At 58.1% G+C, this 14,264-nt stretch carries 17 protein-coding genes and 1 pseudogene; 7 read left to right on the top strand and 11 right to left on the bottom strand.

Going from position 1 to position 14,264, the window contains the following annotated elements:
• Positions 1–15 precede the first annotated feature (15 nt).
• From B5527_RS13045 to B5527_RS13055, 3 genes and pseudogenes are all read left to right on the top strand, one after another.
• Positions 16–408: a translational machinery protein gene (locus tag B5527_RS13045; RefSeq protein WP_079601654.1), complete on the top strand. Its 393-nt coding sequence runs from the start codon at positions 16–18 to the stop codon at positions 406–408.
• A 63-nt stretch (positions 409–471) separates the two neighbouring features.
• Complete coding sequence (locus tag B5527_RS13050) at positions 472–1,656, top strand: NnrS family protein (protein ID WP_079601655.1); 1,185 nt, start codon at positions 472–474, stop codon at positions 1,654–1,656.
• 146 nt (positions 1,657–1,802) lie between these two features.
• Positions 1,803–2,297 (top strand): annotated as a pseudogene (locus B5527_RS13055) (GNAT family N-acetyltransferase); the annotation flags it as partial.
• 5 nt (positions 2,298–2,302) lie between these two features.
• On the opposite strand, the gene B5527_RS13060 reads toward B5527_RS13055, so the two are convergent.
• From B5527_RS13060 to B5527_RS13085, 6 genes are all read right to left on the bottom strand, one after another.
• Positions 2,303–3,463, bottom strand: coding sequence for an acetate/propionate family kinase (locus B5527_RS13060; RefSeq protein WP_172842551.1), 1,161 nt, complete (start codon positions 3,461–3,463; stop codon positions 2,303–2,305).
• A complete protein-coding gene (locus B5527_RS13065; RefSeq protein WP_079601656.1) occupies positions 3,460–5,850 on the bottom strand; it encodes a phosphoketolase family protein in 2,391 nt (796 codons plus the stop codon). The genes B5527_RS13060 and B5527_RS13065 overlap by 4 nt, the downstream gene beginning before the upstream one ends.
• 36 nt (positions 5,851–5,886) lie before the next feature.
• Positions 5,887–6,993 (bottom strand): ABC-type transport auxiliary lipoprotein family protein, encoded by a 1,107-nt coding sequence (locus B5527_RS13070; RefSeq protein WP_079601657.1) that lies wholly within the window; start codon positions 6,991–6,993, stop codon positions 5,887–5,889.
• A 4-nt stretch (positions 6,994–6,997) separates the two neighbouring features.
• Positions 6,998–7,774 (bottom strand): ABC transporter ATP-binding protein, encoded by a 777-nt coding sequence (locus B5527_RS13075; protein WP_079601658.1) that lies wholly within the window; start codon positions 7,772–7,774, stop codon positions 6,998–7,000.
• Between the two features lie 2 nt (positions 7,775–7,776).
• Positions 7,777–8,913, bottom strand: a complete 1,137-nt coding sequence (locus B5527_RS13080; protein WP_079601659.1) for an ABC transporter permease — start codon at positions 8,911–8,913, stop codon at positions 7,777–7,779.
• Positions 8,914–9,355: 442 nt separating this feature from the next.
• Positions 9,356–9,979: an SOS response-associated peptidase gene (locus B5527_RS13085; RefSeq protein WP_079601660.1), complete on the bottom strand. Its 624-nt coding sequence runs from the start codon at positions 9,977–9,979 to the stop codon at positions 9,356–9,358.
• A gap of 90 nt (positions 9,980–10,069) precedes the next feature.
• On the opposite strand from B5527_RS13085, the gene B5527_RS13090 reads away from it, so the two are divergent.
• From B5527_RS13090 to B5527_RS13100, 3 genes are all read left to right on the top strand, one after another.
• Positions 10,070–10,495: a hypothetical protein gene (locus tag B5527_RS13090; protein WP_079601661.1), complete on the top strand. Its 426-nt coding sequence runs from the start codon at positions 10,070–10,072 to the stop codon at positions 10,493–10,495.
• Between the two features lie 92 nt (positions 10,496–10,587).
• Positions 10,588–10,791, top strand: coding sequence for a hypothetical protein (locus B5527_RS13095; protein WP_079601662.1), 204 nt, complete (start codon positions 10,588–10,590; stop codon positions 10,789–10,791).
• Between the two features lie 167 nt (positions 10,792–10,958).
• Positions 10,959–11,168: a hypothetical protein gene (locus B5527_RS13100; RefSeq protein WP_079601663.1), complete on the top strand. Its 210-nt coding sequence runs from the start codon at positions 10,959–10,961 to the stop codon at positions 11,166–11,168.
• 108 nt (positions 11,169–11,276) lie between these two features.
• Here B5527_RS13100 and B5527_RS45300 read toward each other — a convergent pair whose 3' ends face one another.
• Both B5527_RS45300 and B5527_RS43780 read right to left on the bottom strand, forming a co-directional pair.
• Complete coding sequence (locus tag B5527_RS45300) at positions 11,277–11,429, bottom strand: hypothetical protein (RefSeq protein WP_172842552.1); 153 nt, start codon at positions 11,427–11,429, stop codon at positions 11,277–11,279.
• A 388-nt stretch (positions 11,430–11,817) separates the two neighbouring features.
• A complete protein-coding gene (locus tag B5527_RS43780) occupies positions 11,818–12,129 on the bottom strand; it encodes a hypothetical protein (RefSeq protein ID WP_154072198.1) in 312 nt (103 codons plus the stop codon).
• Between the two features lie 220 nt (positions 12,130–12,349).
• Here B5527_RS43780 and B5527_RS13105 point away from each other — a divergent pair, with 220 nt between their 5' ends.
• The gene (locus B5527_RS13105) at positions 12,350–12,682 is read left to right on the top strand and encodes a hypothetical protein (RefSeq protein ID WP_079601664.1); all 333 of its coding nucleotides are present in this window, start codon (positions 12,350–12,352) and stop codon (positions 12,680–12,682) included.
• Positions 12,683–13,089: 407 nt separating this feature from the next.
• Here B5527_RS13105 and B5527_RS13110 read toward each other — a convergent pair whose 3' ends face one another.
• The 3 genes from B5527_RS13110 to B5527_RS47090 all read right to left on the bottom strand — a co-directional run bounded on the left by B5527_RS13110 (position 13,090) and on the right by B5527_RS47090 (position 14,085).
• The gene (locus B5527_RS13110; protein ID WP_079601665.1) at positions 13,090–13,272 is read right to left on the bottom strand and encodes a hypothetical protein; all 183 of its coding nucleotides are present in this window, start codon (positions 13,270–13,272) and stop codon (positions 13,090–13,092) included.
• A 232-nt stretch (positions 13,273–13,504) separates the two neighbouring features.
• Positions 13,505–13,804 carry a hypothetical protein gene (locus B5527_RS13115; protein ID WP_079601666.1) on the bottom strand — a complete coding sequence of 100 codons (300 nt, stop codon included), beginning with the start codon at positions 13,802–13,804 and terminating at the stop codon, positions 13,505–13,507.
• Between the two features lie 149 nt (positions 13,805–13,953).
• Positions 13,954–14,085: a hypothetical protein gene (locus B5527_RS47090; protein ID WP_276329329.1), complete on the bottom strand. Its 132-nt coding sequence runs from the start codon at positions 14,083–14,085 to the stop codon at positions 13,954–13,956.
• Between the last annotated feature and the right edge of the window lie 179 nt (positions 14,086–14,264).

Consider the following 14,264-nt stretch of genomic DNA (forward strand, 5'->3'; position numbering starts at 1 on the left):
AAAAGGACGTATTTCATGACCGAACATCATTATCATGCGGCGATCTGGATTGATCATCGTGAAGCTCGCGTGTTTCATTTCAGCCCGACCGACGTCGAAACACTTGTCCTGCACTCGGATAATCCGAGCAGACACATCCATCACAAGGCAAACTCCATCGGGAGCGGGCACGCAACGACAAGCCCCGACTATCTTCGCGAGGTAGCTGAATCGGTCGCTGATGCTGGCGCAGTCCTCATCACTGGGCCAGCGAACGCAAAGACGGAGCTGGCAGAATACATCCATTTGCATAATCCGAAGCTGGGGAAGGCCATTGCTGGCGTAGAAACTGTTGACCGTCCAAGCGATGCGCAGCTTGTCGCCTATGCGAGAAAATATCTCGCGGCGACGGACCGAATGCAGCCATAGAAGTTCGCATCAGAAGATGGTCGCAGACAGAATTAGACTGTGCGGCTTCGTGAAGGCACAATCATGACATCGGTTCCCCGACTTAGGTCTTACGACGGCTGGCAACTTCTCTCGAACGGCTTTCGGCCGTTTTTTCTGCTGGGATCCATCTACGCGGGTCTTGCGATCCTGGTCTGGCTCCCGGTCTTTATGGGCGAACTCACTCTGACTACGACCTTTGCGCCGCGCGACTGGCATGTCCATGAGATGCTCTACGGCTATCTTCCTGCGGTAATCACCGGGTTTCTGTTCACTGCGATACCGAATTGGACCGGGCGCTTGCCCATTCAGGGCGGACCGTTGCTTGGCATTGTCGCTCTTTGGCTCGCAGGCCGTGTGTGTGTGTGTGTGACGTTTTCGGCTGAGACCGGATGGCTGGCAGCAATGCTTGTCGACGCGAGCTTCCTGTTGCTTGTTGCTGCTGCTGCGGCTCGTGAAATCGTTGCGGGACGCAAGTGGAGCAATCTCAACATCGTGGTTCTGATCTTAGTTCTTTTTGTGGGTAATTTTGCCTTCCACCTCGAAGCGCATTTCAACGGTACCGCCGATACCAGCATCCGCATCGGCATCGCGGTTGTCGTGATGCTTATCTCGCTTATTGGCGGGCGCATCATTCCGAGCTTCACTCGTAATTGGCTCGCGCGCGAGAATCCTGGTCGTCTTCCGGCACCTTTCGCCCGTTTTGATATCCTGGTCGTGGCGATCAGCGTCTTAGTGCTTGGATTGTGGGTTATCTGGCCAGACGGCGCAGCAGTGGGATATGCCCTTGTATTGGCCGGCTGTCTGCATGTCATCCGCCTCTGCCGTTGGGCTGGCGATCGAACTTGGCGAGAGCGTTTGGTACTCATTCTGCACGTCGGCTACGCCTTCGTTCCGATTGGATTTCTGCTAAATGCGGCGTCTGCTTTTGGCATGGTCCCTGCGGGAGCCGGAATCCACGCCTGGATGGCGGGAGCCGCGGGTGTCATGACGCTTGCGGTGATGAGCCGGGCGACGCTGGGTCATACCGGTCAGAAACTGATCGCGTCCGCTTCGACCCAAGCCATATTTGCGGCGGTAATTGTCGCGGCTCTAGCGCGTATATGCGCGGTAGTCGAACCGGCTCATAGCGTACCGCTTCTTGATCTCGCGGCTTTCGCCTGGGCGGCTGCCTACGTCGAGTTCGCGATATCCTTCGGGCCAGTACTCATCAGCTACGATAAACGGTGACCGACCAGGCAGGACGTGACTGCATAACCGTGGCCTCTGCCGGGCATCGTTCAATTGTTGTAGAAGAGGGCAGTCATTGCCGCGTTTTCGATGCTGGCTGCGGTGCAGTGATGTCAATTGTTCGATTCTCCGACCTCCGATGGTAGCGGCACGTTGTTCTCAGGGATGGCTGGCGGATATTTGTACGGCCGACCAGTCCAGATGACGAACCACTGATTCGCGATCTTCCGCGACACGTGAGCAAAGAAGACTTGCGACTTCGCTTCTTCGATTCGATCAAGGAATTCTCGCATCAATTCATCGCCAAATTAACGGATCTCGATGGTCAGCGTGCGATCGCCTTTGTCGCCTTTGATGAAGCCAACAGTGAAACCCTCGGCGTCGTCTGGCTCTACTCCGATTCAATCCACGAGACCGGTTCGTACGCGATCCTGCTGAGATCTGATCTCAAGGGCAGGGGCCTGGGCTGGGCCTTGATGCAACTGATCATCGAGTATGCCAAATCCGATGGCCTGAGCCGCATTGACGGCCAGATCCTCCAGGAAAATGCGGTCATGCTAAAGATGTGCCGGGAATTAGGATTTAAGATCGTGACTGATGCGGAGGATCGCGGCGTGTGCGACGTCACGCTCATGCTTTAGAGCCTTCAGGCAGCGAGCAACAGTGACCACGTATGACGAGCGATTTGCTCGTCTTCTTGCGAGACTAGAACCTTTACGGAGCTGCGCGATGCGGCAAGGTTCTGCGTCGCGTCGAAGTTGATTCCAGCCCACGATAAACCAGCACAGATCGACGCGCGCACCGCGTCGTCGTTTTCTCCAATGCCGCCGGTGAAGACGATAACATCAACTCCGCCGAGAACGGCAATCATCGCAGCTATTTCCTTGCGGACGGAATAGCAGAACATATCGATAGCCAATCGTGCGCCCGGATTGGATGACGCTGCGTCATGGAGACTTCGCATGTCGCTACTAATGCCGGAAATTCCCGTCAACCCCGATTGGTGATCGATCAGGTCTTCCAGCATAGCCGCGTCGAGCTTTTTTTCACGCATCAGATAGACCAGAACACCCGGGTCGAGATCGCCACTTCGGGTGCCCATGATCACCCCGCCGCTGGGCGTCAAACCCATACTGGTATCGATCGATTTGCCATCCCTGACGGCGGTGACGCTGGCGCCGTTGCCGAGATGAGCAATGATGAGACGGTCGGGGACAGGGGATGTTAGCTGGTGCACGATCGATTCGCAGGAAAGGCCGTGAAACCCGTAGCGTTGGATGCCTTGCAATTGCAATTCCTGGGGGATCGGAAGCACGCGGGCAACGTCAGGCATTCCCGCATGAAATGTAGTGTCGAAACAGGCTATTTGCGGGAGTCCCGGAAAATGTTCCAGCGCGAAGCGGATGACCGACAAAGCGCCCGGGGTGTGCAGCGGCGCAAAAATAGCGGCGGCGTCCAACTGCTGAGTTACCGTCTCGTTGATCAGGCAGTGTTGGCGCAGCCTCGGTCCGCCATGCACGATTCGATGTCCGATAGCGGCGGGAGCAGGCATTTTTGAGCCATCAAGAATTTTTCCGATGAGGATAATCGCTTCCCGTTGGCTTGGAATGGACGTGGTATCGTACGTTAGTGTGCGGCCTTGCGAATCCCGCACGTGGAACTTGCTGGTTGCCTCGCCGATTGACTCCGCCGTGCCGGAGATCAGCGTCTCGGTCCGTGAGGAGTTGACGCGGTACAAGCCGAATTTGAGCGAGGAAGAGCCGCTGTTCAGGGAGAGGGTGATCACTTGTGGTTGCGTATTCGTCACGGCTTCTCCGGAATCGAAAGTGCTAACGCCGTCCAACGCCAGTCACGGACCTCAGGCATGTCGTCACCGTGCTCACTGATGTAGAGCTTGTGACGCTCCATGGCGGTCCAATAGCGTTCTGTGGCTTTTTCTATCTGTTCGCTAAGCCTCGGAATTCGCCGAATGGCGTCCAGCGCAAGCTGATAGCGGTCGAGATTATTCAGAACGACCATGTCGAAGGGAGTCGTGGTGGTGCCTTCATCTCTGAAGCCACGCACATGAATATTGTCATGGTTATGCCGTCGGTAGGTCAGCTTGTGGATCATCGCGGGATAACCGTGGAAAGCAAAGATCACCGGCCTGTCGGTCGTGAACAGCTCATCAAAATCCTGATCTTCAAGCCCGTGCGGGTGCTCGGATTGCGGTTGCAACACCATCAAATCCACCACGTTGACGACACGGATTCGGATGTCTAAAACATATTCTCGCAAAAGAGTGACAGCCGCCATTGTCTCCAACGTCGGCACGTCGCCGGCGCATGCCATCACCACGTCAGGGTCGCCAGCATCATTGCTGGCCCATCGCCAGATTCCAGCGCCGGCCGTGCAATGGCGCGTTGCTGAATCGATGTCGAGCCACTGCCACTCCGGTTGCTTTCCGGCGATGATCAAATTGATGTAATTGCGGCTGCGTAGACAGTGATCCGCCACCGACAGCAGGCAGTTTGCGTCGGGTGGCAAATATATGCGCACGACATCCGCCTTCTTGTTCGCGACGTGATCGATGAAGCCTGGATCCTGATGAGAGAAGCCATTGTGGTCCTGCCGCCAGACGTGCGACGTCAGCAGGTAGTTCAGCGAGGCTATCGGCTTGCGCCAGGGGATGCTCTTGCTGACCTTCAGCCATTTCGCATGTTGATTGAACATCGAATCGATGATGTGGATGAAGGCCTCGTAGCAGGAGAACAAGCCATGGCGTCCGGTCAGCAGATATCCCTCCAGCCAGCCTTCACACATGTGCTCGCTGAGCATTTCCATGACGCGTCCATCGATGCTGAGATCGATATCGACCGCCTCGACATCCGCCATCCACTCTTTGCCGGAAACTTCGTAAACAGCCTCCAGCCGGTTTGATGCCGTTTCATCCGGGCCAAACAACCGAAAATTCTGCTTCCCGAGATTGAGCTTCATCACGTCGCGCAGAAATGTTCCGAGCACCCGCGTTGCTTCCGACCTGACGCTACCGGGCTGGGGGACCGCCACAGCGTAGTCGTGAAAGTGGGGCATCGATAGCGGCTGTAGCAATTCACCACCATTGGCGTGCGGATTAGAACTCATGCGCCGGTGACCCGTCGGCGCCAGCTCGGCGAACTCCTCGTTGAATTTCCCTCGCTCGTCGAACAGCTCCTGCGGCCGATAGCTCTTCATCCAGTCTTCAAGTTGCTTCAGATGTTCGGGATTTTTGAAATCCGCGATCGGAACTTGATGCGCACGCCACGTGCCTTCAACGGGTTTGCCATCGACGAATTTTGGCCCGGTCCAGCCCTTTGGCGTGCGGAAAACGATCATCGGCCAGCGCGGGCGCTCGACGCCATCCTTTCCTTCACGGGAGCGGGCGATGCTTTGGATGTGACGAATTTGAGCTAAAATCCGATCGAGCGTCCCCGCAAGACTTTGATGCACTAGCGCAGGATCGTCACCCTCGACGAAATGTGGCTCGTAGCCGTAGCCACGCAATAGCGCGGTCAGCTCCTGATGGCTGATGCGGGCTAGCACCGTCGGATTGGCGATCTTGAACCCATTCAAATGAAGGATCGGAAGCACCGCGCCATCGCGGGCCGGGTTGAGAAATTTGTTGGAGTGCCAACTGGTAGCGAGGGCACCCGTCTCCGCTTCACCGTCGCCGATGATGCAACTGACGATGAGATCCGGGTTGTCGAACGCGGCGCCATAAGCATGTGCCAACGAATAGCCGAGTTCACCACCTTCATGGATCGAGCCGGGCGTCTCCGGGGACACGTGGCTCGGAATGCCGTGTGGCCAGGAAAATTGTCGAAACAATCGTTGCAGTCCGTTCCGGCTGCGCTCAATCGCGGGATAATGCTCGGTATAGGATCCTTCGAGATAGCTGTGCGCCACGATGCCAGGACCGCCGTGACCCGGGCCGATGACGTAGATCATGTTCAGGTCATTGTCTTTGATTAGCCGGTTCAGATGAACGTAGAGGAAGTTTAGTCCAGTTGTTGTGCCCCAATGACCGAGCAAGCGGGGCTTGATGTGTTCAATTTTAAGCGGCGTTTCCAGCAGCGGATTGTCCTGCAGATAGATTTGCCCGACCGAAAGGTAATTTGCCGCGCGCCAATAGGCGTGCATTTTGCGGAGGAGGTCTGGTGACAAAGGGTCTGGCATCACGGTTCCAATTGCTGTGTTGGTGGTTGGGCCACGCTAGAGTGTGTTAGCCGTCCAGGTGATCAAGTCGGTTGCGATGCTTCCGAAAGCGTCATCGAACGCGGCGACGGCGGAGGCCGGATCAGGTTTGTCGAGCTTTTTGCGTTGCTGAAACAGACGTGAAGCGACCACCTGTCCGTCCTTGTTTAATATCCTTGCTGAAAACCCTATCTCAGCGGTCAGTTCGGCCCCCGTGTTGATCTGGAAGCTTCTGACGTCGACGAGGATCTGAGGATTTATTCCGGGAGTGTCCGTCGAGCGTAACGGTGCGTGCGCGACGTCGTAGTTTTCGAAGCTTTGAATGAGCTTGACCTGTAACATTTTCGGAATGCTGTCGGCCCATTGTGCGTTCGCGAATTCCGGAAGCTCCTTGTTGGGCTCCAGCAGGAACCGCTGAGTGTCGAGTAAAAGGATCGCCGTTGGCGTTGGCATCACAAGCTGCTCCTTGAGCGGCGTTTTTGGCGACGCAAAGTCTGAGGGAATGCTAAGGTCGTAGATCGTCTTGGGGTTCGCCGGTTCGCCGCCTCCCGTCATCTTGACGAGGCCGGCCACGATAGAGTCGAGCCCACCAGTATTTTTGGCTAGTCCTTCGGTGAAGATTTTGAGGTTGGCGATCGTGCTCTTGAGGGGCTCCGCATTATCAGCCAGCACGGAATCGACTTGAGCGAGAGCATTGCGCGCAGCCTGCGTCATACTTTGGCCAGCCGCCGGATCGGCGATAAGCGTCTGCGTATCAGTCGACGCGCCGACCTCCTTGCCGCCCTCCAACGCGATCACGGGAACACCGGTCAGGCCCTGGAAATCCAGACCAACCTTTGTGTCTGCGTGCACCGGCGTGCCTGATGTCACGGCAATGGTCGCATCGACCTGGCGAGGACGGCCGGCCGCCAGGCCCAGGTTGGTGACCTCGCCGACACGGATTCCGTTGAACAGCACCGCGGCGCCAACCAGTAGTCCCGATACAGACCCGTCGAATTGAATATGATGAACCGTCCGCGCGCCCGTTCCGGCGGTATTGTGGAGCCAATAAACGAAGGCGAAGACTGCACCGATTGCCGCCAGAACGAAGGCGCCGACGACGATAAAGGGAGCGCGCGTTTCCATTGTCTCAGCTCGATTCTGGTTGCAGCATCAGGGAGCGTTTACCGTGGAAGTAGGCCTTGACCCACGGGTGATCGGAACGAAGCAGCTCAGCCATTGAGCCGATCGCAACGATTTTGCCGTCAGCGAGTGCGGCAACCCGATCGCAAACCGTGTTCAGGCTGGCAAGGTCATGGGTCACCATAAAGACGGTCAACCCGAGCGTTTCCTGCAACGTCCTGATCAGGTCATCGAAGTCACCCGCCGCAATGGGATCCAGCCCGGATGTCGGTTCGTCGAGAAATACGACCGCGGGATCGAGCGCGAGCGCACGCGCCAGGGCAACACGCTTTGTCATTCCGCCTGAGAGCTCCGACGGAAACTTGTCGCCGTCCTCCAGCGTCAAGCCAACCATCTCGAGCTTGGCGGTCGCGATCTCGTCCATGAGCGGTTCGGAAAGGACAAGATTTTCCCGAAGCGGAAATTGAACGTTCTGGAGCGCCGTCAGTGACGAAAATAATGCTCCCTGCTGGAACAGGATGCCCCACATGGCAGCGGTGTGGGTGTCGCGGTCATGGCGACGGTCAATATCGACTCCCATGACCTCGATATGGCCGCTCCGCTTTGGAATAAGCCCGATGATCGTTCGCATCAGGACGGATTTTCCACCGCCGGACGCGCCGACCAGGCCAAGGATCTCGCCCTTGCGAACATCCAGCGACAGGTGGTTGATCACGGTTTGTTGGCCGAAGCCCGCTACGAGATCGCGGACGCGGATCGACAATTGGTCTGCTGATCCGTTCATCGTCACATTCCAATCGAGGCAAAGAATACGGCGAAAGCTCCGTCGAGCACGATGACGAGAAAGATCGACTTCACGACGGAGATCGTCGTCTGCTTTCCAAGAGATTCCGCGCTTCCTTTGACCCTCAAGCCCTCGCTGCTAGCGACGATGCCGATCACCAGTGCCATGAATGGCGCCTTGATCATTCCGACTTCGAAATGCGTCACGGACACGGATTCTTGAAGTCGCGCAATGAATATCGCCGGGTTCATGCCTCCGTAAAACCACGCGACCAGCCCGCCACCGTAGAGTGCGGCCATCGAACCGATGAATGCGAGGATCGGAAGCGCCAGGATCAAAGCAACGATGCGGGGCAAGATCAGCACTTCAACGGGATCGAGACCCATGGTCGACAATGCGTCGATTTCCTCTCGCATTTTCATTGAGCCAAGTTCGGCGGTATAGGCACTGCCGGATCGGCCGGCGACCATGATGGCAACGATTAGGACGCCAATTTCACGAAGTACGAGTATGCCGACCAAATCGACGACGTAAGAGTCAGCGCCGAACTTGCGGAAATGGAAGATGCCTTGCTGAGCGATGATGGCGCCGATCAGAAACGTGACCAAGGCGATGATCGGAATAGCCTGCCAGCCGACCTGATGCAGGTGGTACACCAGAGACTTCAACCGAAGCGAACGCGGCCTTCGCAAGACGCCGAAACTGGCCGATCCCAAGGCCCCCAGCATCTGTAGAAATGCCGACACGTCTTCCGTGGCGCTGAACGTTGAGCGCCCGACAGCTTCCAGCCGCGCAAGGACCGGATTTGGAACGACTCGGCTCGCAGGCTTACTACGGTTGACCTGTCGAACGTCTTCGATGAGGCCTTCGTACCGACTCGCAATGCCAACGACTGTCGCTGGATGGCCAGCCTCTATAGCACCGCGTGACATCCTTTCGAGCAGCCATGCGCCGAGTGTGTCGAGTTCTCGCACATCGGCCATGTCGATCTTCAGCTTCTGTGTCTGTCGGAGCTTGGGCGAAGCGAAATTGACAAGATTCTCAAGAGCGGTTGCATGGGCAGCGGTCCAAGACCCGCTTGGACTAAGTACTAACGTTTCGTTTTGGGTTGCCGCACCCAGCAGGGGAACGGTATTCAATATCCTTGCCTGTAGAAGACTTCTGTGCAGCGTACCAATGCAAACACGCCCGGCCGGTAGTTCAGTATCCGAAAATAAATGTATTTACTCGGCACCTGAGTCTCCCGTTCAAGGTTCTGGGTGCGGCAACCACATCAAGTAAAATGATTGCCGAGATCCTGGAGGTTCACCCGATCTAGAGTCGAATTGCTTCCGGGAAGTGCCTGACATTCATTTACGTAGGCCGTTCGCGAAGTCGATTGATAAGCACTGAGGTATGTTTCGGTTCCATGGCAAGATGATTGTGGATGGCCTGTCAGGATCAATTAGCGTTGAAGGCCGACCGGCCGTGCGTAACAAAGGGCCGTCTATTTGACCTGTGCAATTTCTGGTCAAAATTGCTCACAAATCAAAATAGATAAATTTAGGCCACGTCGGTATGACCCGCGCTAGGTTTGGGCGGCTAGCTGTACGCGCGATCCCATACCGCTAAAGCGGTTTCTGGGTTCGCCTCATCCCATGGCCCGCGCATCCAGACGGCCCGTTCTTCATCGGTGGTCAGGATCACCGGCATGGCCTTGGGATGGATCGGCTCGACGATGGCGTTCGGCGCCGTCGTCAGGAAACCGTGGACGAGGTGAGGGCCGGGGACGGGCTTCGACTTGGTGCCGCGGTCGCCTCTGTACTCTGTCCAGATCCTGGCGAAAGCGAACAGCGGCCGCTCGTCATTGAGTGCGAACCACACCACGTCCTTTTTGCCAGTCGCGGGGTTCGGCTCGGGCGCGTATTCGGAGAAGCTGGATGCCGGCACCAAGCAGCGGTTTTCCGGCTTGAGCCAGCCTCGCCAGTGCGGCGAAGCGGTGTTGCGAATGTTGGTCACCGGCGCCCCGCCGAACTTCGGCGGCGGCGGCATTCCCCATCGCATCATGATCAGCTCGCGCTCGCCACTGGCGTTACGAACGACCGGCGCCGGATAGTCTGGAAAAATCCCTGGCATCGGCGGAAGGTTGCCAGCGCTATCGCGGGTGACACGGAACAGCCGGCGGATCGCGTCCTGATTCTTGGTGATGCTGTAGAGATTGCACATTGACCGAACCTGTAGGGCCAAGGGGTCATTCCGAACCTCAAATCCTAGTGGCATTGCCCACACTCGCAAGAGCCGCTGTAATGCCCTCTCATGAGCACCAAGTCGAGCGAGGTCATTTTCGGTAGTCGTATCCGCGGCGCGAGGATTCACGCGGATGGGGCCCGTGAAGCAGCCAGGAAGGCCGTCCGCGAGGCCGATCGCGCCGAGGCCGAAGCCTGGTCGATCCGAATGGAGGGCTATGGCGGACCGGCGCAGCCATCGCCTACGATCGCGCAATGCCTCAATGGCGGGCTCGGTTGGCTCGAGGTGGAATGCAATCGCTGTAAGACCCGCGCCAGCCTGCCGCTCGATGCCACCCGCCGGCCGCGCCATACGCCGATCTGGAAGCTTGAGGCCGCTCTGAAATGCCGATCGTGCAACAAGGGTCGCTATGCGCCGCCGGTGCACATGATCAAGCTGACCGAGGCGCGCGAGATCACGCCTTATCCTTGGGTGCATCCGGACGAGGAGAGCTGAGATCAAGGCCTTTTTCTTTTTGGGAGCGCCACGGAACGAACTCAACCTGGGAACCGTTGGCTTCTGTTCACGGAAAAAGGGGAGGGTAAGCAATGGCTCAGAAAGCCAATCTCACTCCTGTCGATAAGTATGAGTCGGATCGCCGGGAGGCCAAGAGGCTCGACCTGGAGAAGCATGCGCGATTGGAAGCAGGTTTGATCGATCCGGTGAGCGCCATTCAGCCCGCGCCAACCGCTGAGCATCAACACCGGGAAGGCCTATCGTTCTGGCAGGCGGTCAAGACGATGTTCAAGTAGACTCGTCGGGACGATGAGAGGTGAGGGCGCCGGTTCACGCCGGGCGGGTTTCATTGCATCTTTTTTAACTAAATTCGCTCAATCTCAATTTGCGAACTGGTGTGAGAATCAAGCCGTCATCGGACCGGACACCGATGGCGGCTTTTCTATTCCCCGCAGGAAATCCAATGGCTGCGCTTGTGGTGCATGCTTCAAAAGACGGCGAGAGCACCCGGACGCTCTTCACCAGCCCTGTGCTCACGGTGGCGAAGGCTCGCGGGTTGTTTAAGGCCGGATGGCAGGTCCACGTCGTTGACGCCAATGGCCGCGTCTTCGATCCTGATAAGTTCGACCACCTTCTGAGGTTCGATCCCCCTAAGCCGGCGATCAAATTCTGAGCCCGCCGGTTCACGCCGGCGGGTTTTGTTTTTGAGCGATTGATCGCCGCACGAGGTTGCGCCATGCGTTTGGGTGCATCCGGACGACGAGAGTGAGATAGCTTAGACTCAGCGCCTCCGTATTGGCCGCACGGCATTGCGGCTTTGTTGTCGCCGGCGCTCGCGAAATTGCTCGATCTCCCAAAATGCTATCACAATACATGCGCCAAGGCAGGTCGCGATCAGCACGAGAAGAAAGTCCAGATCGGCAAGCGTGCTCATAAACTAGAATCCTCTCAGCGCGAGCGAACCGCGTCGACTGCGTGAGCCAGGAACATGCTGATGCTGAAAAAGACACACAGTGCCGTGACTACCTCGGTCATCGCCTTGCTCTTCGGGAGATAGGGATTGTGACGCGCGTAACCTGATGTGGGTTCGCAATCCGCTGACACCATTAAATTGAATTTTATTCCGTGCGTTTTGGTCAGGCACACGAGCCAAACGGCATCAAAGGCATTTGACCGATCGTGAAGCCGCTACAGCTCGGGCTATGGCCGCCCGTGCGGACGGCCGAAGAGGATCTACGTCGCGCAATTGCCAAGATACTGGCCTTGAAGCACGTCGCGGATACTCCTAGCAGGCGACGGTCCTGATGCTTTGACCCGCCGGTTCACGCCCGGCGGGTTTTTCTTTGCCAGATAGGGCCCATGATCAGGCCAATCACCGCCCATAAAAAGAAACGGCCCCAGCGCAAGGGGTGAGCTGAGGCCGCCTTACTTGCAGTGTGTGCCGGGGGCGGCCCGGCACGCTTCTGATTTGGCTTTGCAATCAGTGCTGGCACCATTAAATTCTGGTTTAGTTGGTAGCCGACGACCACCATCCCGCCGTTGCGGACTTGGGATCCGAACGAGGAGAGGTGAGGGCGCCGGTTTACGCCGGCGGGTTTTTCGCGCCCCTGTGAACGGTTGCGCAGCAAGCCCATGTGACACTCACACATCCCAAGAATCGGCCCTGTGGGTACGCTGTGGATATGTGCTGCGGACAACGAGCCATGAAACGTTGCTGAGGAAAAGGCGCGGGCTAAGGTCCGCGCCCTTTCTCGTCCACCTGTACCGCGGGTTCCGTGTGCCGACGTCGCCGGTGTTCGGGTTCACGTTGCCCGCGGTCATAATTGGCCCGCAATGCTCGTGGAACGACCATCCATGGGTATTGCGTATGTGTCGCGAACGATATCGGCGTTTGCTGCGGCAGCGCTGCTGCTATCGAGCCTCTCGCTTGGCGGGTGCGCGACTTCAACTGCTGGCTCATCACTGATGGACGCGCGGGCTGAGACGCCGGCGTCTCCGAAAACGACCGGTTATCCGGCCGTGGAAGACGTGCCGCCGAGGCCCGAGAAGCCTGCCATGACGGCCGATGAACAGTTGAAGCTAAAGAAAGATATGTCTGCCACGCGCGATCGCCAGGCATCTCACGGTAAAGCCAGAGGGGGCGCCGCGCGCGCTCAACCCAAGAAGCCCACAACGCTGACACAATAAAGAGCGCGGGCTCAGGTCCGCGCCCACAATGCCGATAGAGGTATCGATCCCGCCGCTTCACCCCGGTGGGTTTTTCTTTTGCTCTTGTCGGCCCCGGCGATCTGCTGGCCCTCCCTCTCCGGCCGCTGGTTTCGAGGTGCGACCGATTCCGTCGGCCGGGAAAATCGAGCGGCCCACCGCCGTTCGCACCGTCCTTGAACGTCCATGGGGATGATACTCATAACAACTCCGGGTTTTCGGTGATTTGACGCCCTCAATCGCCAAACAGCTTCCCAAAGTCGCGCGAATGGCGATGGGCGCAACTGTGTTCCGAATAAGGATAGAGCTGATTTTCCGCCGGTGTTGGAATCTGGTCACACCATCGCGGTCGTGCAGGGGACGTCGCGGGCTCAGGTCCGCGCCCTATTTCAACTTCGTGCCGCCATGCTCATCTTAGCCCGCCGCTGCTTAGCCCGATCGAGCATCCCCTTGACGCTGTCCGGCTTCACGCACAGTCGCTCGGCTATTTGAGCGCGGGTGAGCCCCTGTTCGTGCAGCTTCAGCGCCCGATCAGCTTTGGAGGACGCGCCCCTTTCCGGAATGCCGTTCATCCAACCCTCGCCAGTTCATCGTTGAGGTGCCTTTCCACGTCCCATCGCAGGGCGCCATGCTCGTCTCCTAGTCTCGAATCGTTCATGGGGAATTCTACTGGCCGCCCAGCTGGTGCCAAGGCCAACCTGGGCTGGCGAGCCCCTGCGGTGGACCGGAACGCCCGGCGCCATGGTGGACAGCCGCAAATTCCCGGACGCACCAGCGGGCTTCCTGGAGTCCGGGAAGGGCTATTCAGCCGCCGGGCGCATCGTCGTCCATCTGAGCGCCTCGCCTCGCACGTGACCATGCATAATCCCATTCCGACCACGCCGCATACAGCAAGGGCCAGTTCTTTCCGTCGAGCAATTCCGGAGCGCGCGAAGCGACGAGGCCGTGCAGGCGATCAGCTCTCAGACCATTGCCTTCGTCGGCCGCGGCAACGAAAAGCCGAAAGAAATCGCCTTTGTAGGGCTCCTGATGGAAATAGCCGCCCTGCGTATCCTGAAACCGCAGCCGGTCGATGATCTGGTCTGCAATATTCTCGTGGGCCATGTCAGTTCCCCCCAACGCTGCGAGTAAGTACCAAGCAAACAGCGGTGGCAAGCCCTGCGGCGGCCGTGATCGGCCGGCCTCGGGAGCCCGCAGCGGCCGGACGCACCAGCGGGCTTCCCCGAGTCACGGCGAGGCATCCCAATTGGGTCTCAGTGTGCTTTTGGCTGCGGACCGGATGGCGATCCGGCCGCGTGGGTCGTCGGCGGCATGTTGGCGATCGATTGCTGCAGGGCGTTGAGTTTCTCGGTTAGGGCGGCGATCTGCTCGGCGAGCTTTTTCATTTCCGCCTGCTGAGCGACAAGCTGATCTTGAACGACCTGCAATTGGTCGACAGCCTGCTGCTGCGTGACCTGGAGACCCTTGGTCGTTTCTAGAAGCTCGTCCGAAGGCCGGCGACTCGCTGCTAAAGCGGCGGGAGCGGGAGGCGCCGGAGCGACGGGGCTTCCACCTGAGGCCCACA

It is taken from the genome of Bradyrhizobium erythrophlei, from assembly GCF_900129425.1.
GTDB lineage: Bacteria > Pseudomonadota > Alphaproteobacteria > Rhizobiales > Xanthobacteraceae > Bradyrhizobium > Bradyrhizobium erythrophlei_C.

Coding starts and splice junctions, on each gene's coding strand:
- B5527_RS13095 (WP_079601662.1), top strand. CDS start 10,588: ATGGCTCAGAAAGCCAATCTCACTCCTGTCGATAAGTATGAGTCGGAT.
- B5527_RS13065 (WP_079601656.1), bottom strand. CDS start 5,850: ATGCCAGACCCTTTGTCACCAGACCTCCTCCGCAAAATGCACGCCTAT.
- B5527_RS13115 (WP_079601666.1), bottom strand. CDS start 13,804: ATGGCCCACGAGAATATTGCAGACCAGATCATCGACCGGCTGCGGTTT.
- B5527_RS13045 (WP_079601654.1), top strand. CDS start 16: ATGACCGAACATCATTATCATGCGGCGATCTGGATTGATCATCGTGAA.
- B5527_RS13050 (WP_079601655.1), top strand. CDS start 472: ATGACATCGGTTCCCCGACTTAGGTCTTACGACGGCTGGCAACTTCTC.
- B5527_RS45300 (WP_172842552.1), bottom strand. CDS start 11,429: ATGAGCACGCTTGCCGATCTGGACTTTCTTCTCGTGCTGATCGCGACC.
- B5527_RS13070 (WP_079601657.1), bottom strand. CDS start 6,993: ATGGAAACGCGCGCTCCCTTTATCGTCGTCGGCGCCTTCGTTCTGGCG.
- B5527_RS13105 (WP_079601664.1), top strand. CDS start 12,350: ATGGGTATTGCGTATGTGTCGCGAACGATATCGGCGTTTGCTGCGGCA.
- B5527_RS13085 (WP_079601660.1), bottom strand. CDS start 9,979: ATGTGCAATCTCTACAGCATCACCAAGAATCAGGACGCGATCCGCCGG.
- B5527_RS13110 (WP_079601665.1), bottom strand. CDS start 13,272: ATGAACGGCATTCCGGAAAGGGGCGCGTCCTCCAAAGCTGATCGGGCG.
- B5527_RS13090 (WP_079601661.1), top strand. CDS start 10,070: ATGAGCACCAAGTCGAGCGAGGTCATTTTCGGTAGTCGTATCCGCGGC.
- B5527_RS43780 (WP_154072198.1), bottom strand. CDS start 12,129: ATGGGCTTGCTGCGCAACCGTTCACAGGGGCGCGAAAAACCCGCCGGC.
- B5527_RS47090 (WP_276329329.1), bottom strand. CDS start 14,085: ATGAAAAAGCTCGCCGAGCAGATCGCCGCCCTAACCGAGAAACTCAAC.
- B5527_RS13100 (WP_079601663.1), top strand. CDS start 10,959: ATGGCTGCGCTTGTGGTGCATGCTTCAAAAGACGGCGAGAGCACCCGG.
- B5527_RS13075 (WP_079601658.1), bottom strand. CDS start 7,774: ATGAACGGATCAGCAGACCAATTGTCGATCCGCGTCCGCGATCTCGTA.